Raw genomic sequence first — 22,868 nt, 5'->3', positions numbered from 1 at the left:
GTTCTTGTCATAAAAATAGAATAAATTACTTAAAACAAAAGTGTGGCTGTGTGCCTACGTTGGAAAGTAATCATAAATTGACAAGTATATCAAACAAGGTTACGCTGTAAAACGCTAAGAAATAAACAAACAAAACCCTTTGCAATCGACGATTTGACAAAATCGAAAGCAAAGGGTTTTCAACTAATGTGAAGAATATATTCTTATAAATCGCCTTTCAACTGGAAAGTAAGTACTGGTAATGGAGAACGAAGAATGACTTGTTTTGACTTACTTGGGTCGATAATTTGTGATAAGAAATTACGATGATGAGCTGCTAAAACAATCAAATCAGCTTCTTGAACTTTCGCCAAAGTCAAAATTCCATCGGTAACACTGCCAGCTTTTACCATAACAATTTCAAATTTTTCGCTGGCAAATTTGCTTTTAATTTCTGCTAAAAACTGCTGGTCGGGCTGAACGTCTGGTTCAAATGCTACTTCTACTTTTACTAAATTTACATTTGCCTCAAGTTTATTCGCCATCGCAAATACTTGTGTTAATACTTCTGTTTCGTCAAATTCAAGTTGAGTAGCGTATAAAATCTGCTTGATTTTTACCTCCTCAATTTGATTCGGAATTGCCAGTACTGGGATATTCGCCTTAGCTGTGATATGTGCGGCATTACTTCCGATTAATTTATCTAAAAATCCTCCAGAACCTGTTCTACCAATTACCAACAAATCAATCTGTTTCTCTTCGATAGCATCAAAAATACCTGATGTTACGTCATTCAATTCAAGAATCGTTTCGTATGCAATTCCAGCCTCTTCGAGTACTTCAATAGAAGGAGTAAACTTGGCACTCACACTTTTTTGCTGCTCGTCTAAGGCTTCTTGCATCATTACGGCATCCGCATACACGCCGGGTTCCATCCAATAGGGAAGGTAAGTATGAATCAAATAAATTTTTGACTGATACGCTTTTGCCAACAAAATGGCGTGCTGCAAAGCTTTATCTGCATTTTTAGAAAAATCGGTTGCTACAAGTATGTTTTTCATGGTTTGTAAATTGGTTTAATTTTAACTCAAAGTTCTATGTATTTCTGTACATATATCCTTGTAAATATCAGCCCTAAAACTGAATTTCATCATGCTATTTAAGTTAATTTTCCGATAAATTATCAGTTTATTTTCACACATACGTTTTTTTTAAATAAATGATTATAAGTATTTTAGTGTAAAATATCGTTTGCTTATTACGATTTACTAACATACCATTTTCATCAAGGCTATATTCATGAGTAAGACTATTTTTCAAACCGAAAAAAGGGAGGATTTTCAATCTAAAATCAAAAAAATTAGGTTCAATTTATTTCCTGCTTATAGGCGTTCTGGCGGAAGAGTGTGTTTTTTATCAAGCGACTGGAAGGAGATTCACATTAAAATTGGCTTAGACTGGACAACCCGCAATTATGTAGGTTCTGTTTTTGGAGGAAGTATTTATGCCGCTTTAGACCCTATTTATATGGTGCAACTCATCAATATTTTAGGTGAAAATTATGTCGTTTGGGATAAATCGGCACAGATTAGTTTTATAAAACCTGTTAAAAAAACGGTTTATGCCAGATTTTTGCTGAGTGATGACTTACTCGAAGAAATTAAAGACAAGATAGAAAAAGAACAAAAGTATATTTTTGATTTAAAGGTTTGTTTTGAAGACGAAAACCAAACCATTTATGCCGAAGCCATCAAAACCATTTATGTTGCTGATAGAAAGTATTATCAACAACGCAAAAAGTAAAAACAAAAAAGGCTTGAACTAACAATTTCTTGTTACTCAAGCCTTTCTATCACTCCAACTTACACCTTATCAACAATTGTTTACAACTCTCAACGAAATTAAACGGTTTGAGAGAATAATTTTCTCTCAGTTTTTTCTTGCAACATTCTTTTATCAAAAGCCATACAAATATTACGAATGAATGGTCTTCCTTCTGGTTTTACTTGTAATGAGTTTCGGTCGTAAGTCAGTAAGCCATCTTGTTTGAATCCTTCTAACTTACTGAATAATACTTGTTTTTCTTCAAAATTAAAATCATCGTCAGCCCAAGAAGTGGCAAACTGACACATGATGTCTAAAATTTGTTGGCGGATTGTTAAATCTTCTTCTGTTAGGATATGTCCTTTCAGCATTGGCAATTGGTTATTTTCAATCATGGTCTGGTACTCGTCGATGTCTTTAACATTTTGTGAAAAACCCGACCACGAGTCACTGATAGAAGACACGCCCAACCCTAATAATACTTTGGTTTGCGTGGTGGTATAACCCATAAAGTTTCGGTTTAAAGTACCATTTTGCATTGCTTTAAACATAGAATCATGTGGCAAGGCAAAATGATCCATTCCTATTTCGGCGTAGCCGTTTTCTTCAAAGAGGTTTCTTCCTGTTTCATAAAGCTGACGTTTTAATTCAGCCGAAGGTAAATCTTCATCCCTAAAACCACGCTGTCCGTTTCCTTTTATCCACGGAACGTGTGCATAGGAGTAAAAAGCCAATCTATCGGGCTGTAACTCCAAGGTTTTAGCGATGGTATCTTCAATAGATGAAATTTGCTGGAAAGGTAATCCAAAAACCAAATCATGGCTGATAGATTCGTATCCAATGGCTCTACTCCATTCTGTTACTTGTCTTACGTTTTCAAAAGGCTGGATTCTGTGAATCGCTTTTTGAACAACAGGGTCGTAGTCCTGAACGCCAAAGCTTACTCTTGTAAAACCTAAATCGTACAAAGTTTTTAGGTGCTGGAAAGACGTATTATTCGGATGTCCTTCAAAACTAAATTCATGTGCAGTACTTACGCTGGCATGTTTCAGAATACCACTAATCAACAAATCAAGCATTTCGGGAGCAAAAAAACTGGGCGTTCCTCCGCCTAAATGAATTTCTGTGATATTGGGTTTTTCAGAAAAATGGCTCAAATACATTTCCCACTCTTTCAAAACAGCCTGAATATAAGGCTTCTCTACTTGGTGATTTTTGGTGATGCGTTTATTACAACCACAAAAAGTACAAAGACTTTCGCAGTAAGGTAAATGTATATAAAGGCTAATACCAGTATCAGTATTGGTAGTTTCAAAAGTACTCGTTAGAGACGATAACCAAGCAGATTCGCCGAAGCCATCGTTCTGCCAAAAAGGGACAGTTGGATAGCTGGTATAGCGTGGGCCGGGTACATTGTATTTGTTTATCAGCGTATTCATAGCTCAAATTTACTCGCAAGTTTCTTCCTGTTCTTATGATTTTTATCAGTTTTAGTTCTGATATATCCTTGTTCACCCTCTGATTAATCTCATGGGTAAAGCAAGGCTTTTATCCGAATTTTGAGCCACAAATCAAACTGATAAACCCTTAAAAAAATGCAAATTATCTTCTTTATGATTGGCGTAAGTTTATTGATGGCTTTGGGTTTCCTTGGAGCTTTCTTCTGGTCGATGTCAAAGGGACAAAATGATGATTTGCATACGCCCGCCATGCGTATCTTATTTGAGGACAAAGAACCAAACTAATTCCCCCCATGAAAAATCACACACAGAATCACGACAGTCACGAACACAAAAAATGTAAATGTGACAAAGACTGCAAACGCTGCAAAGCCCTAAAAGAAATTGATTTTGAGCTAATTAACCAGAAATAAATAAATTATGTCAGCTATTAATACCAACGTAGAACATTTTGAGTACGACAATAAAATCGTCCGAAATTTTGCACTTGCCTCTATCATATTTGCCATAGTGGGCTTGCTTGTCGGAGTGGTAATTGCTACTCAATTATTCATGCCCTCGGCCAATGTAACCCAGTATTTCACTTTTGGGCGTATTCGTGCATTACATACTAATGCCGTAATTTTCGCTTTTGTAGGAAATGCTATTTTCGCTGGGGTGTATTATTCATTACAACGCCTTTGTAAGGCTCGTTTATTCAGCGATTTACTTTCGCAGATTCACTTTTGGGGTTGGCAATTAATCATTTTATCGGCAGCGATTACGCTTCCTTTAGGGATTACCACTTCTAAAGAGTATGCAGAGTTAGAATGGCCAATTGACATTGCAATTGCTCTGATTTGGGTAGTATTCGGCATTAATATGTTTGGTACTATTTTCAAACGTCGTGAGCGTCACTTGTATGTAGCCATTTGGTTTTATATCGCTACTTTCGTCACTGTGGCAATGTTGCACATCGTAAACTCTTTAGAATTACCTATTTCATTCTTGAAAAGTTATTCTATTTACGCTGGTGTTCAGGATGCTTTGGTACAATGGTGGTACGGACACAACGCTGTGGCATTCTTCCTTACTACTCCATTTTTAGGTTTGATGTACTATTACCTACCTAAAATGGCGAATCGCCCTGTATATTCTTATAAATTATCTATTCTTCACTTCTGGTCTTTAATTTTCTTGTATATCTGGGCGGGGCCTCACCACTTACTTTATACAAGTTTACCAGACTGGGCTCAGTCTTTAGGTACAGTATTCTCAATCATGTTGATTGCTCCATCTTGGGGAGGTATGATTAACGGTTTGCTTACCCTTCGTGGAGCTTGGGACGGCGTAAGAGAGGACCCAAGATTGAAAATGATGGTAGTAGGTATTACCGCTTATGGTATGGCTACTTTTGAAGGGCCAATGCTTTCTTTGAAAAACATCAACGCTATTGCTCACTATACCGACTGGATTCCTGCACACGTACACGTTGGTGCTTTGGGTTGGAATGGTTTCCTTTCATTTGCCATCATGTACTACATGATTCCAAAAATTTATGGCAACGAGATTTTCTCTAAAAAATTGATCAATTACCACTTCTGGTTAGGTACTTTGGGTATTTTGTTCTGGGCTGTTCCGATGTACATCTCAGGCTTTACACAAGGGATGATGTGGAAAGAATTCACAGCAGAAGGTAACTTGAAATACGGTAGCTTCTTGGAAACTACTCTTCAAATTATCCCAATGTACATGATGCGTGCTTTTGGTGGAGTACTATACTTGGTAGGTGCTTTGTTGGGTGCTTATAATATCTTCAAAACAATGTTGGTAGGTAAACTAATCGCCAACGAGGCTGCTCAAGCTCCTGCATTAGAAAAAGTATTTGTGGCTACTGGCTCTGATACTCACTGGCATAGATGGATTGAACGTAAACCTATCCAATTATTAGTAGGTGCGTTGATTATGGTGGCAATTGGTTCAATGATTGAATTGATTCCTACATTAACGATTAAATCTAATATTCCGACGATTGCTTCTGTTCAGCCTTATACTCCATTGGAATTACAAGGTAGAGATTTGTACATCCGTGAAGGTTGTGTTTCGTGCCATAGCCAAATGATTCGTCCTTTCCGTTCTGAAACTGAACGTTATGGCGAGTACTCTAAAGCTGGTGAATTTGTGTATGACCACCCATTCTTGTGGGGTTCAAAAAGAACTGGGCCAGATTTACATCGTGAAGGTGGCAAATATCCAGACTCTTGGCACTATCACCACATGAGAGAACCAAGTTCAATGTCGCCGGGTTCTATTATGCCTTCTTACGATTGGTTGCTATCACAATCTTTGAATAGCTCGAATACCAAAGATAAATTGAAAGCGATGAAAACTTTGGGTGTTCCTTACGATGAATATGCTATCGAACACGCAGAAGAAGACCTAAAAATTCAGGCAAAAGGTATTTCAGACAACTTGGCGAAAGAAGGTATCAAAGTAGCACCAGACAAAGAAATTATCGCTATGATTGCCTACTTACAAAGAATAGGTACTGATATTAAAAAAGGACAACAATAATAGTAACCTCCCCCCCCTGCCCCCTCTCCTTTTGAGAGGGGGAGAAGTTTAAGCGATTTTCGATTCAATATCAATTTCTTTCAGAACTGTATTTGAAACGAAATATTTTGAAAGGGTTTCTCCAAAGTTCCCCCTCTCAAAAGGAGAGGGGGGCAGGGGGTGAGGTTACCCATAAACACACAAAACGATGTTCAGACAATTATTAAATAATGTTCAAGGAGCGGATGTTCCTATGATTACTTCCCTACTCATATTTTTCGTGTTTTTCTTAATGGTTGGTGTTTATCTGTTCATCATTGATAAAAAACACGTTCAATACATGAGCCACTTACCTTTAGAGGAAAACAATTAAGATATAACGTTGAAACGCACATCTTAAAGATTCAATACTCAGCCAATTATTGAGTATTACATCTGATGCCGTTGAAATTTAAGAAATCTAAAATCAGATGAAAAAGATATTTATATTCTCATTTCTTTTAGGCTCGCATCAAATCTTTGCGGCCGATGCCCCACAAAAAGACTACTTTTTCGGAGGTATTAAAACTGCTGAGGACTTGCTCATGGTTTCGATTCTGGGCATTCTTATTATTACTTGTGTTGTCATTTGCTTTGTTGCTTACAACTTGATTCAGAAAGTAAATGCTATTCTGAAACCACAACAGCAAGTAGATGACGCCTATCTTCAAGCCATGGAAAATCGTACTTTCTGGCAGAAATTGGGTAGTTTGAAACCACTATCAATGGAAAAAGACTTGGAGATGGATCATAAATATGATGACATTGCTGAGTTGGACAACCCTACTCCGCCTTGGTTTATGTACCTTTTCTATGCTACGATTGTTTTTGGTGTATTTTATTTAATTGGTTTCCACATTATCGGTAATGGTAATGTTATGACTAATGAATACTCAGAAGAAGTATCTATCGCAGAGAAAGCTCGTGAAGAGTACATGAAAAAATTCGCTAATGCTGTCAACGAAGACAACGTAAAAGCCTTGACTGACGCTAAAGCTTTGGAAAGCGGAGCTAAAATTTATACACAAAACTGTGTGGCTTGTCATGGTGAAAAAGGCGAAGGAAAAGTTGGGCCAAACCTTACCGACGAATTCTGGCTTCATGGTGGTTCTGATAAAAATATTTTCCATACCATCACAGAAGGTGTACCTGAAAAAGGGATGATTTCTTGGAAAAAAACCTTGAATCCTATTCAAGTTCAACAAGTATTAAGCTATATCGTTTCTTTGAAAGGCACTAACCCACCAAATCCAAAAGAACCGCAAGGTGAAAAATATGAGGCCTCTGGCAGTAGTCCAGCGGCGGATTCTACCACAAACAAAACCACAAGTAGTATTTCAGCAAAGTAAAATAATAAATCCCCTAAGCCAAACTTAGGGGATTTGCTTTTAACCTTAACAAAGATACAGTCACTATGTGATTGCTATCTGAATCAAGAAAATGAAACAGGCAAAAATAGATACCAGTAATTACAGAGACCACCTCTCAAACGTAACAGAAACGGGTAAAAGAATTTGGATTTACCCACGTATCGTTATCGGGAATTTTTATAAACTCCGTACTTATTTTTCATGGTTATTATTGGGCTTACTTTTTGGTTTGCCTTTAATCGAAATCGACGGTCACCCGATTTTTCTTTTTAATGTTCTTGAAAGAAAATTTATCTTTTTTGGCGTAACTTTTTTCCCACAAGACTTCCATTTAGTAGCCATTGGTTTACTTACTTTCATCGTATTTGTTATTTTATTTACCGTGATTTTTGGTAGAATTTGGTGTGGCTGGGCTTGCCCACAAACTATTTTTATGGAAATGCTTTTTCGTAAAATAGAAGTACTGATTGAAGGCGACCACAACGCTCAAAGAAGATTGGATAACGAAGGTTGGACTACCGAAAAAATCTGGAAGAAAACGCTCAAACACAGTATTTTTGTCTTGCTTTCATTTCTGATTGCGAATACTTTCTTAGCTTATATTATTGGTAAAAGAGAGCTTTTTGGCATCATTCTCGATAACCCACTCGAACACCTCGGCGGACTTTTCGCCATCGTCATTTTTACTGGAGTTTTCTACTTTGTATTTGCTCGTTTCCGTGAATTAGTTTGTATCGTTGTTTGTCCTTACGGACGTTTACAAGGGGTAATGTTAGATAAAAAATCTATCGTTGTTGCTTATGATTTTTTACGTGGCGAACCTCGTGGCAAAAAACAAACTAATGAAGAAAAAGCCAAAGCTCCAGTAGCACATGGCTCGTGTATCGACTGTAAAATTTGTGTGCAAGTATGCCCAACTGGTATCGACATCCGAAACGGTACTCAGTTGGAATGTATTGGCTGTACAGCTTGTATTGATGCTTGCGATGAAGTAATGGACAAAATCAACGAACCTCGTGGATTGATTCGCTATGCTTCGCAAGAAGGTATTGAACAAAAGAAAAAACTGACCTTCAACCTCAGAATTGCCTCTTATACTTTTGTGCTTACCACTCTTTTGGGCATTTTAGGCTATATGCTTCTTACAAGAAATATCATTGAAACAACGATTTTAAGAGCTCCCGGACTTACGTATCAAGAAAACAAAAACGGTACAATTTCTAACCTTTATAATGTACAAATACTGAATAAGAGTTATCAAAAAATGCCAGTTAGTTTCCGTATCAACGAACAAGGAGTAAACATTAAAATGATTGGAAAAGCCCTAAACGTACAACCGGGCGAAGTAGCGGAATCTTCATTCTTTGTAGAGATTCCTGCAAAGAACTTGAAAGAAAATAGCGTAAAAATACAAATTGAGGTAGTCTCGGAAGGAAAAGTAATTGACCGCATCAAAACCAAGTTTCTGGGGCCAATTTTGTAATTACTCTTTTATATCAAATCTGCCTTCATTCAAAGTAATTTTTTCAGAAGGGTTTTCTTTATTTTGGAAAGTTACTTTGAATGTTCCAGCATAAATTTTTGAAATAGGGTCAAAACGAATAAGATTTACCTCATTTTCGCAAGTCTGACAAACCACATATTGCGTACAATTTCCATTCGGACATTTCTGATAAACACTGGCAAAAGGCGTAAATTCAACTGCATTCTTAGGGAAATATCGCATAAACTGATAAGTACCTGTTCCCTGAACGTTGTTAATCATAAAACTGATTGATTCAAAAGTATTCTGATTCGTCACAGACAGCCTTAACGTTGCGTTTTGATAACGCCCCCAAACTACTGGTGCAGGTTTGAAATTGGCATTCGTCTTAAATTTCTGAAAAGGAGTCCAGATTTCTCCATTAATTTTTGCTCCAAAAGTTTGTTTTCCCACCTGCGAAATTTCTGGCAAAACAGAAGGTTGTACATAATCATTTATCTCACAGCCCGAAAGTGTGAGAAAAGTAAATATGGAAATGATTAAGTACTTAGTTCTTTTCATCAATCAACGATTATTTTGCTTTCAATTTATAAATAATCTTTGATATTGATGAACTTTTTTAATATTAAATTTATTTTTCTCTCCAAAATACTTTTGAAAATTTTCACAAGTATTTTGGAGAGAAAAGCAAAATCACGGAATTTTCACAATTTCAACTGCTGTAGTTACCACATTTAGTCCTGTTCTACTCAATGATATAATGTTGTTTCCTTTCACAAATATTTTATAAGGAAATCCTTTACAAAGTATTTCGTTAGAACGAGTTAGTTCCGGATATTTTCCTATTTGTATAGATTGTCTATTGCTTGTTGCTCCATAAAACACACTCCCGTCAGCATTGAATGCAAAATCCGAATAATTAAGTACATCACTGCCTTTTACCGTTCCTAAGTACTTCATGCTTTCATTCGTTGAATAAGCAGCACCACTTCCAGCGGTTAATACATAATTCCCTTTGGGCGAAACACAAAAAATATTAGGGTCTAAAGAATAATCACCATGCTGGGAATCGTCTTTACAACTCAACAACTTCCCTTGGCTATCATAAAAAATCATATCCATATCAGTAGGTGAAATACCTGTACTAATAGTCATTAAAGTATTTTGATTCGGAATTTTTCTCAATCTTGCTCCGCCATAAAGACAGCCATAACTATTTGTTCCTCCATTTATCAAACCCGTCGCTTCTGTAAAAGAAACGATAGGATTCGTCCATTGGTCATTTTGTGTCACAAAAACATCTCCTGTTCCGCTTACCGCTACATCAGTAGCAGGGGCGGTTGTCAACAATGTCTTTTTAAGCTCAAAGGTTGTAGCATCAAAAATATTTACTGTATTATTAGCCGATGGAATGTAAAGGTTTAGTCCACTACCATTATTAGCAACTAACAAATATCCTGAGTGTTTCGGTGTAGCAATCTCAGTAAGCACCTGAGCTTTTTCGTAATCATAGACAACTACAATACCTCTGTCTTGTCTTGAAAGATACAACCACGGTTTTGTAGGATGAATCGCTACATCTTTGGGGCTATAATCAAAAAATAAACCTGCAGGATACTCTACTTGCTGTTGATTACTTCTCCTAACTCTTAAAGCATTCGTAACAATTTCAACAAAGTAACAAGACTTAGTACTGAAAGGAGGACGAGTATCAGTAAATGTGTTTTTTGATACGTCTTGAACTACTCCAATCAATGACTTTGTCATTTCCTCACAGTTTTCGTCTGCTCTATAAATTCTATATTCTTTAAAATCACTTTCAGTAGATTTTGACCAATTCAACACCACACTACCTTCTACCTTATTAGGAGTTTCTAACTTAATTTCTTTTGGAGAGAGTGTAGAAACAAGAATAGAATCTCGACCGACATTACCAGATTGATCTTTCACTATTAATCTAATAATGTGGCTATTAGCTGATAGTTTTATTGTTGAAAAAGTACTAACGCCATCCTTATCAGCATTACTTTCGTTGATAAGACCATCCACACTACTCTCCCACCGCACTGTCAACTTTTCAAGAGGAGTATCATTATCCGCCACATAAGCTTTAAATAAAATGCTTTCGCCAATTGAATAGTTTGCAGGCTGAACGGGAAATGCTATTTTAGCAGTTGGGGCAAAGGAGGCATAAACTCCATACTCTAAACCAATATTTACGGAAGTAACATCATTAGTTTTTACTATTGCTACTGCTTTACCACTTCCATATTGGGCTTTATTGGCTATAAGTTCATAAGTTCCCACATTTAGATTTTTCACTAAAACAGTACCGAAATTATCTGTACTGGATTCTGGTATGGCAGGATTTCCTGTGATGTTTGCTCCACTTATATTTCTTCCGAATTGATCTTTAACCGAAATATAAAGAGAACCTTGGTCGGGTAGAATTTCTTGAGTTTTACAACCGAGAGCAATAAAAATGATAGAGGTTACAATTAAAAGTATTTTTTTCATTTGGTATAATTTATTTAAGAGTTTAATTATTGTAGTATTCTCCAATCTATTAATAGATATTTCAAAAACATTAAAGTACAAATATAAAAATAAGTGCAGAATTTTTGTGAAGATTATATGTGTTCATTTTGCCATTTATCAAAAAAGCGTAGCAGAGAAACCTCCACTACGCTTTTGCATTGCACTATATTCAAGTATTAATTTAAACGATAACCGATGTGCTTCCAAGCCATTTGGCGGTATTTTTCAAGCGAAGGTCGCTCGAATTCTACTTCTTTGGCGAGGTCATCCCAAGTTCTCATTTTCAAGTACAAATCAAACATGGGCATTTGTTCAAAAGCTTCGGCTTCTTCTTTGGTCATTACGCCTCCCTGATACTCCAACGTTTTTTTACTTGCTTCCGAAAGTTGGTTGTAATACTCAGGATGTTTGAATGTCAAATATCGTTTTGCTTCTACGTGGTTGCGTACCAACAAAGCAATTCTGTTCGAGAAGCCATTTTTATACAAAAAATTCGCTCCAGCAATTTCGTGTCTGATATTTCCTAAACCATTCATTTCGTCACGGTTAGGCAAAAAATGCCCTATATCGTGAAAAAAAGCCGCTAAAATTACTTCTTCATCATAGCCTTCTTCTTCCGCCAGCATAGCAGATTGAAAACTATGTTCTAAAATTGTTAAAGGTTCGCCGATGTATTCATCTGCTCCATTAACTTCATATAGACCAAAGATGGAATCAAGTCTTTGGCGGAGAATAGATTCAGAAAGTGTCATTGTGTATTCAGTTTTTATTTAATAAGCCAAATTGCTGAGTTAATATCATCACTTCCACCAAACTGGCTGCTTATAGCGGCTTTTACGTTATCTGCATTGGTTGATAATTCAGAAAGTGGATATTGGAAACGTAAAGGAATTTTTGTTCCGTTACCTGTTCCCGGACCAACTAAGAATGTTGGAACACCCGTTCTTCTCCAGTTGAAGTATGCTTCATAACCTGAGTTTTGGAAGAAAGCAATGTATTTTTGATTCAAGATTTGTGTCAAACCTGTGGCGTTGTTTCCTGCGTATTTTACAGAAGTTTGTGCCAAGTATGCCGTAGCATCAGCAATTCCGTAGAACGACATCGAAGCTTTTACACCACGCTCGTACCAGTCTTGTGCGTTGCCCGAAACCCAACCTCTGTTGATTGCCTCCGCTACGTTGAAACATAATTCTGGATAACCTACCACAAAAGTATTTTCGCCAGTGTATGAGCTATAATAACGCTTACGGCTTTGGAATGAGTACTCTCCACGACCTGCTTTGGTTGACATATCTGCTAAATCTTCGCCAGAGCTTGCTCCTACGTAAGCATCAAAATCAGTAGCTTTCAAGCCTTTTGCTAACTGAGCTTCTGCTGGTTCAGCCACTACGAAAACACGTGGATCTTTGTAGCCTTTCAACAAGTCCATGTAAGTTTTCGACATGTTTTCACGAGTAGCGTTGTTTCCTAAGTTGTCTGGGTTACGTGGATATTTGTTATTTACACTCCAAACGTACTGTAAACTTTCCGACAAATCAGTCATCAATGGATACTTCGTTGGGTTCGACAATACATTAGCAAAATCTTGTTTTACTTTCAAATCAGCGTCATCAGCTTTTTTACTTAAATGAATTAATACTCTTAATCTGAAAGTATTAACTGCTTTTTGCCAAAGTTTAAGATTGTTTCCGTAATAAATATCGCCATCCAAAGTTCTGTCGCCAGTAGTAATCAAAGAAGCTAAATCGTTGTTAGCGTCATCCAACCATTTCAAAGCCTGAATAAACACTTCTTTTTGCGAATCGTACTTAGGTTTATCAACCGACAAGCCTTGTAAAGCATCTTTTACTGGTAAATCACCTACTCTCAAAGTCATGTTTACGTAAGAATAAGCACGTAAGAATTTACCTAAAGCTGAGTATGGATTCAATGCTTTTGCACCACTTTTTACGGCTTCTTCTTCCATTTTCACCACATTTTTCAAGGAAGTATATTGTAAAGAAGCACTTTGCCAGTTGTACTCGTTGGTATCGTAGTAGGCATAATTTGAACAATAAAACTGATTGAAACGCATATTATCGTCCCAAGCTCCTTCGTTTAAGCCACTCAAAACGTTTCTTAAAATAATTGAAGAAGGTACTGACGTTGGTAAGTTGGGGTTTTTTTCCAACAACTGGTAATCACTACAACTCGCTAAGAGTGTGATGATTAAGAATGAGAAAATATATTTTTTCATGATAAAGCTCTGTTAAATCAGTTCTTTCATTGAATAATGAAAGAACTGATTACTATTATTTTTAGAAAATGATATTGATATTAACACCGTAACGCTTCATTGTTGGCGTTTGTAAGCCTGTTGAAGCACTCAAACCTGTGTATTGGTCTAAGTCAACGCCACTGTGTTTGCTGTCGATGAAGTAAAATAAATTACGACCCACCAATGAAACCGAAGCATTTTTGATAAATGATTTTCCTAAAAGACTTTGTGGTAAATTATATCCGATAGTGATTTCACGAAGCTTAGAGAAAGTTTTGCTCATCATGTTTCCTTCGGCTGTTCCGTTGTAACGGCTGATATAATCTTGTGCGTAAGTTTTGATGGTATTCGTTGCGAATTTAAGCGACGAGTAATTGGTAATTAAACCTGTAACGGCATCGTAAGTTGGCGAACCTTCAGTAATCATTACGCCTTCACCTACATAAGATTTAATGCCTTGTGCATCAAAGTCACGAGCAGCACCAAAAGCACCTTGTACTGTTTCGATATGGCGACCACCACGGAATGTTTGTTTACGGATATAATCTTCGATTGTTCCGCCTACACGACCATCAAATTGGAAGCTCAACGACCAGTTTTTGTATCTTACTTTGTTGTTGATACCCCAAACGTAATCTGGATTTGCATAACCAACCATTGTACCTTTTGAGTTTACAATCGGACGACCACCCGCATCATTGATAATTTGTCCGTCTGGTGTTCTTTGGTAAGTATTGATAAACACTTGGTCGATACGCTGACCGATTTTGATAAACTGATTTCCATTGTTTCCACCTACAAAGTAGTTAGAAGGCAATTGGTCAATTTTCACGTTGTTTTCATTATAAACTTCTTGTAAAGTTTCTTTGAACGTTGACCAGTTCAACATTATGTCCCAAGTAAGATTGTTACGTTTTAAAGCTGTTCCTTTTAAAGATACTTCCCAACCAGTTTTCTGCGTTTTGATACCGTTTACGATAGCAGAAGTATAACCAGTAGTTTGTGATAAATCACGGCTAAAAATTCTTGGGCCATCGTTTGAAGTAAAGTAAGTAACATCTGCCGAGAAACGGTTTTTGAGTAAACTTAATTCAACCCCTGCTTCAATTTGTTCAGTTGAGTTCGGTTTCAAAGATGGGTTGTTAATGGTATTCGAGTAAGAAGCTCCCGGAAGGTTGTTGTACGAAGGAGCAATACCATAACCTACTGAGTTAGCATAGTTCGGGCCATCATAAGATGAAGAATAGTCTGAACCATAACCAATTGGATAACTTGCACCCGGTGTTGAACCAATAGTCGAGCGAGTCAAACCATCTTTTACGTTAGCATAAGATACACGTGCTTTCAATAATGAAACTGCTTCTGGTAATTTTACATAATCAGAAACTACTGTACTTAAACCTAATGATGGATAGAAGAAAGTATTGCTACCTTTTGGTAAAGTAGAGAGGTGGTCTAAACGACCAGTAGCTGATAAAGTAAGTAAGCCTTTGTATGAAAAGTCAGCAGAATAATAAGCACTTTGCACTTCCATATCAGACAAATAACTGAAAGCTTTGATTGGTCTCAATGAGTTAGCGAAAGTATAAACGCCCGGCGTATTCAAATAGTCGGTAGTTACATAACTTGAATTGTATTTGAAACTACGGATGTTACCACCAGCCCAAACTTTTACGTCGAAATCGTTCGCAAATTTTTGGTCATATTTAATCAAAATGTCTGTGTTGTTTTCAAACAAAGTACGTTTGTCTTCACGGTAATCACCTTTTGCTTCTTCACGACCGTAAACAGTAGCAGAATAAGGGAATTTTTCTGAACGGAAAATATCATACGTTGTAATAGAAGTACGACCCATTACGCTCAAATGGTCATTGATTTTATAATCTAATGAAGCATAACCATAAACGTCGTTTTTGTAGTGACTTCTCAACCATTCGTAAGCAACAAAGTATGGGTTGTTGTAACGTTGATATTCAGCATAAATCTGTTGAATACCTTCTTTACCTGCTTGCCAGTAATTACGCATATCATCTACGCTCCAGTCTGCACCACCCCAAATTACCATGTTATAAATCAAAGAGTTTGGTCCATAATTTACATCTGGAATGTTTGGTGTTGACTGACGGTTGTAGTTCAAGTTAGCGTCGAAAGTCAATTTATTAGTAAATCTGTACTTCGTAGAAATGTTGAAGTTAGCCGTATTCAATTGTGTATTTGGAACAATACCTTTTTGGTAATTGTGTGATAACGAGAAACGAATATCCATTTTCTCATTTGAACTTGCTACCGAAATGTTATTGTTTGTCAATACTCCAGCACGTAAAAAACGAGTAAGGTTGTTTGCACCACGGGCAGTCCAAGCAGTAGGAATACGCTCGCCAGTAACAGGGTCGATAGGAGAATCGTACTGAGCGATTTTTTTCTGACCAGTTGGGTCGAATTTTGGTCCCCAAATATCATAGTCACCATCGTTTGTTCCTCCCCCTCTACCATCTACGAACGAATATTGTCCGTGGTCACCAGGGCCATAAAGGTCTTGTACTTTTGGTATGGAGTTGAAGCCATTCTCAATCATAGTCGAAGAATTATACTCGACCGAGAAACCACGTTTATCTTTAGAGCCTTTTTTAGTTGTAATTAAAATTGCTCCGTTTTTACCTCTAAATCCATAAAGAGCAGCAGCGTTAGCACCTTTCAATACAGAATACGTTTCGATATCATCCGCCGAAATATTCCAAGTATCAGAGTTGATAGGTACACCATCTACTACATACAAAATATCTGAGTTACCTCTTAACACTACACTCGGGCGACCTAAGATTTCAGAAGAAGCACCCACCGTTAAGCCCGCAACTTTACCAGCCAAAGAGTTGATTGGGTTTGGCTCACGAGCTTTCAATAAATCTTCACCTTTTACAGTTTGAATAGCGTTTGTTAAAGTTCTTTTTTCTTTCGAGATACCAAGAGCCGTCACTACTACTTCTTCAATCTGTTTTGTATCAGCAGCCAAAACAACATTTACTACTGATTTTGCACCAACTGTTACTTCTTGATTAGCATAACCTACAAACGAAAATTGTAAAACAGCTTTTGCATCAGCTGCAATTTTATAAGTACCGTCTGAGTTTGTAGTAGTTCCTTTGGCTAATCCTTTAATTCTTACCGTTACACCCGCAATTGGGTTTTTGTCTTCGCTATCTGTTACTTTTCCCGTAACAGTGCGTTCTTGGGCATTCGCAACGAACGACAAGAAAAGAAACGTAACCGCAACGAACATCCTGTTCGTCAGAGAGTTAAGATTTCTTTTTAATTCAATTCGTAAAGAGTTTTTCATGTGATAAAGATTATGGTTTTTAATTCGCCACAAAAGTAGTTCTGTGCTTTAACCACAACTTTAGCATTAGATTATCTATACGTGAACAATATTTAGGTATAAGTACGCTTAATCGGGTTTAAGATTAAGGATAGATTAAGGGAAGGTAAAGAACAAGAATTGAAGAAATAAAGTGAATATTTTTTCGATGAAATTTTAGAATTACATTTGACATTTAATTGCTAAATTGTACAAAAAAGAATTATGTATATAAAAAAGGCAAGCCTACAAAATATTCGTTCAATTAGTCATTTTGAAATGACTTTTGAGCAACCTGCGGGTTGGCACGTACTTATTGGCGATAACGGTGCAGGAAAATCTTCTGTTGTTAGAGCTTTTGCATTGGCTTTAGTTGGTCCGAAAGAAGCTTTAGGCTTACGTTCTGCTTGGCAAGAATGGCTTAAAAACGATAAGAAAGAAGGGACTATTAAATTGGAAATAGAACCATCTAAAGAAGATAAGCTTACTGGGAGTGGAAGAAGAGGAGGATTAAAAATAATTTCAAATGAATTAGTATTTAAGCGAATCAATGATAACAATGTTGAGTTTTCAGAAAAAAACTCATCCAAACAGGATTCATCTAAGTATAATTGGGGAACTGGTTCTGGTTGGTTCTCGGTAGCTTACGGCCCTTTTAGACGTTTTGCAGGTGGAAATCCCGACTGGAATAAAGTATTTTATTCACAACCTAAACTTGGAGCACATTTATCTGTATTCGGTGAAGATGTGGCTTTAACAGAAGCTATTGACTGGTTGGTCAAGCTTAATTATTTAGTGCTTGAGCAAAAAGAAGAAGGTAAAATTTTAGAATATATCAAAAAACTGGTAAATACAGCTGATTTTTTACCGCATAAAGCCCAACTACTCAATATCAGTTCTGATGGTGTTGTATTCAAAGATGGAAATGGTTCTAAACTGCCAGTCAATCAATTAAGTGATGGGTTTCGTTCCATTTTAAGTTTAACATTTGAACTAATTAGACAATTAGTAAGAGTTTATGGAAATGAAGATGTATTTAAAGAAATTGCCAAAGACAATATGATTATTCCGCTTCCGGGTGTAGTAATCATAGATGAAATAGATGCTCATTTGCACCCTTCTTGGCAAACTCGGATTGGTTCTTGGTTTACAAAATACTTCCCTAATATACAGTTTATCGTTACTACACACAGTCCTTTGGTTTGTAGAGCCTGTAATAAAGGCAGTATCTGGCGTTTGACTGCCCCCGGTAGCGATGAAGAATCACGGGAAATAACAGGTATAGAAAAAGACAGATTGATTTATGGTAATATTTTAGATGCTTATGGCACAGAACTTTTTGGTCAATCGCCTATCATTTCAAAAGATTCAGATTCAAAACTCAAACGATTAGGACGTTTAGATATGCTCGCAGCCTTTGGAAATATTTCAAAAGAAGAAGAAAAGGAAAGAATACACCTTCAACATATTTTTCAAACAGATGTATAAACTCAATGAAAAAACTTTAGAAAATGCTCAGCAGTCCAAACTTGATAGCTTGCAGCAAAAAGTCAACCACGAAACTTCGTTTTCTGCCAAAGTAAGCAAAGCTCAGGCTCTTTGGGATAGTAAAAGTTCGTCTCAAGAGGGTAAAAAAGTATTTGAAAAAATTACTCAAACCCTCAGCGAAATGTGTTTATCAGTAAAAACTTGCAACTACTGCGAGCAAAATGAGGCTAATGACATAGAACACATCTTTCCTAAATCATTTTTCCCAGAAAAAACATTTATCTGGGAAAACTATCTATTGGCTTGCAAGCAGTGTAATTCTGGCTACAAATTAGATAAATGCTTTGTTATTGATGATAAAGACAACATCTTTTTTGTGAAACGAGGTACAGAACCAGCCTATAAAACAATGGCATTTATCGACCCTCGCACCGAAGACCCTAATGATTTCCTATTATTGAATACGCAAACTTGGACTTTTGAAATTAAGGATAACCTTAGCAAAACCAACCAACACAAAGCGGAGAAAACACGTGAAATATTGCAACTGAATGATAGAGATTATTTAAAAGAAGGACGAAAAAGTACAGCCAATCGTTTATACAATTTACTTGAAAGGCTTGCCCGAATTAATGAAGCCCAATCTATTCAAGAGATTGAAAATATCCTTGCTCCTGATGATGACATAATTGATACTTCATTGTCCATTCAAGAGATTAAAGAAAAGGCTCTAATACAAATGCAAAAAGTAGTGCAAAGTACGTCTCATCCTTCGGTTTGGTATGCCATCAAATCAGTTAGTAGTAAAGTAAACCCTAAATGGAAACGTATTTTTGATGTACTCCCAATGTTAAACAATTGGTAAGGTTTAGTTCTCATACTTATTTACAAAATATGTAGAACTAAACCCTTTAAATTCATCCCTAAAAACTACAAATCTGATTATTCAAAAGCGACTGGTTTTCGTAGCCGACTGTCGCCATTTCTTGTCCCATTTCAAGGTATTCTTCTTTCTGTTGTGGGGCCCAAGTACCGAGTCCGTCCACATAACGGTTGTACATACAAAATGCCGAAGCTATCAATACTGTATCGTGAATTTCACGGTCGGTGGCATCATGCTCACGAGCTTTGGTGATGTCTTCGGGCAGTACGTACTTCCCTCCTTTTTGTACTTTGGTGGCAATATCTAATAAGGCTCTGAGTTTGGGGGTAATAGGGGTTGAAGCAAAATTTTCCTTGATGTCATCAATCAAACTTGCATCACAACCCAAATGTGCTACCGCTGCGGCAGCATGTGAAGTATGACAAAAATGACAATCGTTTAAGTAAGAAACATGAGCGGCAATAAGCTCGCATTCGCCGCTGCTCAGACTCGAATCGCTACGAAGTAAGGCTTCGGCTAATTTTAATAAAGGTACTGCTGTTACTTTGCTGTAATCCAACAAGCCAGTAATGCCCGGTAAATTGGGGTTGGTAAGCGTTATATGTGCCATTGTATAAAATGCTTAGATAAATGGTTAAGTAAGAAAGGGTTACTATGAAAATAGCAACCAAGCCAAAGTATCAAAAAAGACACGATGGAACGAAACCGACAAAACTAAGACAATTCGGGTGGCGTAAAGAAGGATGTACTGTAATCGGTAGGAAACGATGACTGATAAATGAATTGCTGAAAAGTTTTAGCTAACACTACTAATGTTTGCTTTGTAGCATAAGCATCGTCGTTTTGTATATAACTCACCGACAGCGACTTGCATAATTCCAAAGCTTTTTTCAAAGGCGATTGTTTCTCGGAATGATTACGGGCAAGTATCGTATTGATTTCATCAGACAAAGAGGCAAAGCGTTCTCTGGCAGATTGGTTGGTTTTGATTTTGGTAATTAAGGTATCATTTTCATAACGTTGTTCTACTACGTTATAAAATTTCCCTTTGTACTGAATCAAGGCTTCGGCTGGAGAAGTATTATGAAAATCAGCCGTATAAGGTAATGAGATCGGAATTTTTACTTCTAAAAACTCATCGTTGGCTTCCAGTGGCGTCGCTTCTGCGTATTCTTTATCAAAACATAACAATACAATGCCTGTGCTGAACATATTGTACAACAAAAGACAAAAGAAAGATATGCTAATAAGTTTTTTCAAAACCTGACAAAAGAAGATTTGTCTTCAAATTTATATAAAAATTAGCATATATTGTAGCTTTACTTGTACATAAAAAAGTTGTTGATTTGTGTTAAACCTCATTCGGATTAGAAATCCGAACTACTTTACTGATGGAAGAGGAATTAGCATTGAGCTTTCGGTTGAAATAAAAGAAAGAAATTGTTACTAAAACCATGGCTATCAAAGGTAGAACTAATGATAAACTGGTAAGTAAATCGAGCCAAGAAGTATTTTTTGTGCCAAAATTCTGATAAATCAGTATAAAAACACTGCCTACATAACCGCTGAAATCTGCTAAATAAAACAAAAAACCTACATTGGCTTTTTCTTTCAACACTGCCAAAAGGCGTTCAAATAGCATTCCGTTGAATGGTACATAGGCCATGTATAACCCTATTCCTAAATAAACCGTCCACCAAAAAGGTGAAGTAGTATGATTCATAAACGAAGCTGTGGAAATCAGAATCAGTACTGCTCCTGCAAAAATCATCAAATGATTCAACCAAAATGCTTGTTTGTGGTCTTTTACAAAAAACATAAATGCCGTAAAAGTACAAATCACTAAACCAATCAAAGATTCTGTTTGTGTAAAAATCGACGCATTTGTTACGCCCATTTCTCGCCAAATTTCTACGCCAAAATTATCTCTAATATCTCTCAGAATCGTCATTAATACATAAATCGCAATCAGGGAAATCAAACCAAAACCGTACTTATTTACGAAAGTTTTTCTATCCATTCCATCCATTGGCACACGTTCCGAGCGTTCATTTTCATCCACTTTGCTGGGTTTCGGTGCGATTGACATGGCGTAAACCGAAAGTAACAATAAAGGAAAAAATACCAAACCCGTCAGGAAAGGCATCCAATATTCATTCACACCGATATTGACGAAGTACTTACCGATAGATTTCACCATGCCCGAAGCTATGATAAAACTTACGGCTAAACCTGCTCCTAAAATTTCTGTAATTTGACGACCTTCCAAAAAACTAAAAACTAAGCCATAGACCATTCCCAAACCTAAACCATTGAAATACATAAATACCCAATTGTAAGGCGAAGGCACTAATCCCAAAAGCAATAAATTGATTTCAGCAAAAAGTATCATCCCTACGATATACTTGGCTCTTTGATGTGCTTTTACTTCTGAAACTATCTTGATTCCCAATCCTTTGGCGGTGGCGTAGCCCAGTACTTGTGAAATTACTAAAACGATTTTATAGTCTATTCCCCAAAGTGTAACATCGTGAAAATCGCCAGCGGTGAAGGGTTTTCTGAAAGCGTACATACAGAAATAGGTACTAAAAGCAGCCAAACCTAAGTAAATGGCAAGAAATATTTGAGATTGACGATGAAGGAATTTTTCGAGTTTGTTCATGGACAAAACCTATACAGAGGCTCTTTTTCATGCAACATTACTAACAAAAAATCCTTAAAATCAGCAATTTACAAAGCCTTAATCAAGATTTAATCTATGCTTAAAACAAGAGTACTTATCTTTGATTCGCATTAAAAAGAATCATTTCTTACAGCTTGAAAGCTGAATTTCACTAAATCTTATATCAAAATGTCACTCATCGAATTAGTTGTTTTTGATATGGCTGGAACTACCGTTCAAGACCATCACGAAGTAGAAATGTGCTTTATTGAAGCCGCTTCAAAAACAGGATTGACGGTTTCTCCAGAGCGTGTTTTGGCTTTGCAAGGCTACTCTAAAAAATATGTTTTTGAATTGTTGTGGTCTGAAATGATTGGCGACACTCATCCAGATTTACCCGAATTTGTGAATCACTCTTATTTGGTTTTTTGCGAGATTTTAGAAAATCATTACCTCAACAACGATATTTTTCCGACCGAAGGCTGTTTAGAAATCTTTGATTATTTGAAGAGTAAAGAGATAAAAATCGCTCTTACCACTGGTTTTTACAGAAAAGTAACCAATATTATTTTACAAAAATTGGGTTGGTTAGAAGGACTCAACGCCAATTATGTTGGAAACCAAAACACATTAATTCAAGTATCTGTGGCATCCGACGAAGTACTAAAAGGTCGCCCAGAACCTTTGATGATTCAGAAAGCCATGCAAACGCTCAAAGTGACGGACGCTCAGAGAGTAATCAATATCGGCGATACGCCTTCTGACTTAAAATCTGGTGTTCGTGCTGGTTGTAGAATGTCTTTGGGTGTAACTAACGGCACGCATACTCGCCAACAATTGAGTATTCATAGAAATGATGGTTTATTAAACAAAGTTTCTGACATCAAAGACGTTATCGAAAATCTTCAAAGAGAAAATCAAGAAGATAAAATGGATTTTCCTTTCTTGAAAAAACTTAATTTTTTGCTTTAATAGCTGTGAGCTTTGAGCCATCAGCCTCG

At 36.7% G+C, this 22,868-nt stretch carries 18 protein-coding genes; 8 read left to right on the top strand and 10 right to left on the bottom strand.

What is annotated here, in order from left to right; translation table 11 throughout:
• Positions 1-203: 203 nt before the first annotated feature.
• A complete protein-coding gene (locus VB248_RS01865; RefSeq protein WP_323295023.1) occupies positions 204-1,040 on the bottom strand; it encodes a universal stress protein in 837 nt (278 codons plus the stop codon).
• Between the two features lie 238 nt (positions 1,041-1,278).
• On the opposite strand from VB248_RS01865, the gene VB248_RS01860 reads away from it, so the two are divergent.
• On the top strand, positions 1,279-1,782 hold the full coding sequence (locus VB248_RS01860; RefSeq protein ID WP_323295022.1) for a DUF4442 domain-containing protein: 504 nt from the start codon (positions 1,279-1,281) through the stop codon (positions 1,780-1,782).
• Between the two features lie 98 nt (positions 1,783-1,880).
• Here the strand turns inward: VB248_RS01860 and hemN are convergent, their stop codons facing one another.
• Complete coding sequence (gene hemN / locus VB248_RS01855) at positions 1,881-3,242, bottom strand: oxygen-independent coproporphyrinogen III oxidase (protein ID WP_323295021.1); 1,362 nt, start codon at positions 3,240-3,242, stop codon at positions 1,881-1,883.
• A 156-nt stretch (positions 3,243-3,398) separates the two neighbouring features.
• Between hemN and ccoS the strand changes: the two genes are divergently transcribed.
• From ccoS to ccoG, 4 genes are all read left to right on the top strand, one after another.
• A complete protein-coding gene (gene ccoS / locus VB248_RS01850; RefSeq protein WP_323295020.1) occupies positions 3,399-3,548 on the top strand; it encodes a cbb3-type cytochrome oxidase assembly protein CcoS in 150 nt (49 codons plus the stop codon).
• 135 nt (positions 3,549-3,683) lie between these two features.
• Positions 3,684-5,816, top strand: a complete 2,133-nt coding sequence (gene ccoN / locus VB248_RS01845; protein ID WP_323295019.1) for a cytochrome-c oxidase, cbb3-type subunit I — start codon at positions 3,684-3,686, stop codon at positions 5,814-5,816.
• Between the two features lie 449 nt (positions 5,817-6,265).
• Positions 6,266-7,183 carry a cbb3-type cytochrome c oxidase N-terminal domain-containing protein gene (locus VB248_RS01840; RefSeq protein ID WP_323295018.1) on the top strand — a complete coding sequence of 306 codons (918 nt, stop codon included), beginning with the start codon at positions 6,266-6,268 and terminating at the stop codon, positions 7,181-7,183.
• Positions 7,184-7,274: 91 nt separating this feature from the next.
• Positions 7,275-8,687, top strand: a complete 1,413-nt coding sequence (gene ccoG, locus VB248_RS01835) for a cytochrome c oxidase accessory protein CcoG (RefSeq protein WP_323295017.1) — start codon at positions 7,275-7,277, stop codon at positions 8,685-8,687.
• Here ccoG and VB248_RS01830 read toward each other — a convergent pair whose 3' ends face one another.
• The 5 genes from VB248_RS01830 to VB248_RS01810 all read right to left on the bottom strand — a co-directional run bounded on the left by VB248_RS01830 (position 8,688) and on the right by VB248_RS01810 (position 16,816).
• Positions 8,688-9,248, bottom strand: coding sequence for a hypothetical protein (locus VB248_RS01830; RefSeq protein ID WP_323295016.1), 561 nt, complete (start codon positions 9,246-9,248; stop codon positions 8,688-8,690).
• Between the two features lie 132 nt (positions 9,249-9,380).
• Entirely contained in the window at positions 9,381-11,204 is a 1,824-nt protein-coding gene (locus tag VB248_RS01825) for a carboxypeptidase-like regulatory domain-containing protein (protein ID WP_323295015.1), read from the bottom strand.
• A 197-nt stretch (positions 11,205-11,401) separates the two neighbouring features.
• A complete protein-coding gene (locus VB248_RS01820; RefSeq protein WP_323295014.1) occupies positions 11,402-11,977 on the bottom strand; it encodes an HD domain-containing protein in 576 nt (191 codons plus the stop codon).
• A gap of 14 nt (positions 11,978-11,991) precedes the next feature.
• Positions 11,992-13,461, bottom strand: coding sequence for a SusD/RagB family nutrient-binding outer membrane lipoprotein (locus tag VB248_RS01815; RefSeq protein ID WP_323295013.1), 1,470 nt, complete (start codon positions 13,459-13,461; stop codon positions 11,992-11,994).
• 61 nt (positions 13,462-13,522) lie between these two features.
• Positions 13,523-16,816, bottom strand: a complete 3,294-nt coding sequence (locus VB248_RS01810) for a SusC/RagA family TonB-linked outer membrane protein (protein ID WP_323295012.1) — start codon at positions 16,814-16,816, stop codon at positions 13,523-13,525.
• A 243-nt stretch (positions 16,817-17,059) separates the two neighbouring features.
• Here VB248_RS01810 and VB248_RS01805 point away from each other — a divergent pair, with 243 nt between their 5' ends.
• Both VB248_RS01805 and VB248_RS01800 read left to right on the top strand, forming a co-directional pair.
• The gene (locus tag VB248_RS01805) at positions 17,060-18,322 is read left to right on the top strand and encodes an AAA family ATPase (protein WP_323295011.1); all 1,263 of its coding nucleotides are present in this window, start codon (positions 17,060-17,062) and stop codon (positions 18,320-18,322) included.
• On the top strand, positions 18,315-19,187 hold the full coding sequence (locus tag VB248_RS01800) for an HNH endonuclease (protein WP_323295010.1): 873 nt from the start codon (positions 18,315-18,317) through the stop codon (positions 19,185-19,187). The genes VB248_RS01805 and VB248_RS01800 overlap by 8 nt, the downstream gene beginning before the upstream one ends.
• 58 nt (positions 19,188-19,245) lie before the next feature.
• On the opposite strand, the gene VB248_RS01795 is transcribed toward VB248_RS01800, so the two are convergent.
• From VB248_RS01795 to VB248_RS01785, 3 genes are all read right to left on the bottom strand, one after another.
• The gene (locus tag VB248_RS01795) at positions 19,246-19,815 is read right to left on the bottom strand and encodes a carboxymuconolactone decarboxylase family protein (protein ID WP_323295009.1); all 570 of its coding nucleotides are present in this window, start codon (positions 19,813-19,815) and stop codon (positions 19,246-19,248) included.
• Between the two features lie 104 nt (positions 19,816-19,919).
• Entirely contained in the window at positions 19,920-20,417 is a 498-nt protein-coding gene (locus tag VB248_RS01790) for a hypothetical protein (RefSeq protein WP_323295008.1), read from the bottom strand.
• Positions 20,418-20,556: 139 nt separating this feature from the next.
• Positions 20,557-21,867: a DUF5690 family protein gene (locus VB248_RS01785; RefSeq protein WP_323295007.1), complete on the bottom strand. Its 1,311-nt coding sequence runs from the start codon at positions 21,865-21,867 to the stop codon at positions 20,557-20,559.
• A gap of 189 nt (positions 21,868-22,056) precedes the next feature.
• Between VB248_RS01785 and VB248_RS01780 the strand changes: the two genes are divergently transcribed.
• Positions 22,057-22,839 carry an HAD hydrolase-like protein gene (locus tag VB248_RS01780; RefSeq protein ID WP_323295006.1) on the top strand — a complete coding sequence of 261 codons (783 nt, stop codon included), beginning with the start codon at positions 22,057-22,059 and terminating at the stop codon, positions 22,837-22,839.
• Positions 22,840-22,868: the final 29 nt, after the last annotated feature.

The organism is Arcicella rigui, assembly GCF_034929435.1.
GTDB classification, from domain to species: Bacteria; Bacteroidota; Bacteroidia; order Cytophagales; family Spirosomataceae; genus Arcicella; species Arcicella rigui.
Note: the sequence above shows the minus strand (reverse complement) of the source record. Positions and strands in the feature narration are given on the sequence as shown.

What these genes read in the sequence shown, in the direction of transcription:
- VB248_RS01865 (WP_323295023.1), bottom strand. Translation starts at nt 1,040, where the DNA reads ATGAAAAACATACTTGTAGCAACCGATTTTTCTAAAAATGCAGATAAA.
- VB248_RS01860 (WP_323295022.1), top strand. Translation starts at nt 1,279, where the DNA reads ATGAGTAAGACTATTTTTCAAACCGAAAAAAGGGAGGATTTTCAATCT.
- hemN (WP_323295021.1), bottom strand. Translation starts at nt 3,242, where the DNA reads ATGAATACGCTGATAAACAAATACAATGTACCCGGCCCACGCTATACC.
- ccoS (WP_323295020.1), top strand. Translation starts at nt 3,399, where the DNA reads ATGCAAATTATCTTCTTTATGATTGGCGTAAGTTTATTGATGGCTTTG.
- ccoN (WP_323295019.1), top strand. Translation starts at nt 3,684, where the DNA reads ATGTCAGCTATTAATACCAACGTAGAACATTTTGAGTACGACAATAAA.
- VB248_RS01840 (WP_323295018.1), top strand. Translation starts at nt 6,266, where the DNA reads ATGAAAAAGATATTTATATTCTCATTTCTTTTAGGCTCGCATCAAATC.
- ccoG (WP_323295017.1), top strand. Translation starts at nt 7,275, where the DNA reads ATGAAACAGGCAAAAATAGATACCAGTAATTACAGAGACCACCTCTCA.
- VB248_RS01830 (WP_323295016.1), bottom strand. Translation starts at nt 9,248, where the DNA reads ATGAAAAGAACTAAGTACTTAATCATTTCCATATTTACTTTTCTCACA.
- VB248_RS01825 (WP_323295015.1), bottom strand. Translation starts at nt 11,204, where the DNA reads ATGAAAAAAATACTTTTAATTGTAACCTCTATCATTTTTATTGCTCTC.
- VB248_RS01820 (WP_323295014.1), bottom strand. Translation starts at nt 11,977, where the DNA reads ATGACACTTTCTGAATCTATTCTCCGCCAAAGACTTGATTCCATCTTT.
- VB248_RS01815 (WP_323295013.1), bottom strand. Translation starts at nt 13,461, where the DNA reads ATGAAAAAATATATTTTCTCATTCTTAATCATCACACTCTTAGCGAGT.
- VB248_RS01810 (WP_323295012.1), bottom strand. Translation starts at nt 16,816, where the DNA reads ATGAAAAACTCTTTACGAATTGAATTAAAAAGAAATCTTAACTCTCTG.
- VB248_RS01805 (WP_323295011.1), top strand. Translation starts at nt 17,060, where the DNA reads ATGTATATAAAAAAGGCAAGCCTACAAAATATTCGTTCAATTAGTCAT.
- VB248_RS01800 (WP_323295010.1), top strand. Translation starts at nt 18,315, where the DNA reads ATGTATAAACTCAATGAAAAAACTTTAGAAAATGCTCAGCAGTCCAAA.
- VB248_RS01795 (WP_323295009.1), bottom strand. Translation starts at nt 19,815, where the DNA reads ATGGCACATATAACGCTTACCAACCCCAATTTACCGGGCATTACTGGC.
- VB248_RS01790 (WP_323295008.1), bottom strand. Translation starts at nt 20,417, where the DNA reads ATGTTCAGCACAGGCATTGTATTGTTATGTTTTGATAAAGAATACGCA.
- VB248_RS01785 (WP_323295007.1), bottom strand. Translation starts at nt 21,867, where the DNA reads ATGAACAAACTCGAAAAATTCCTTCATCGTCAATCTCAAATATTTCTT.
- VB248_RS01780 (WP_323295006.1), top strand. Translation starts at nt 22,057, where the DNA reads ATGTCACTCATCGAATTAGTTGTTTTTGATATGGCTGGAACTACCGTT.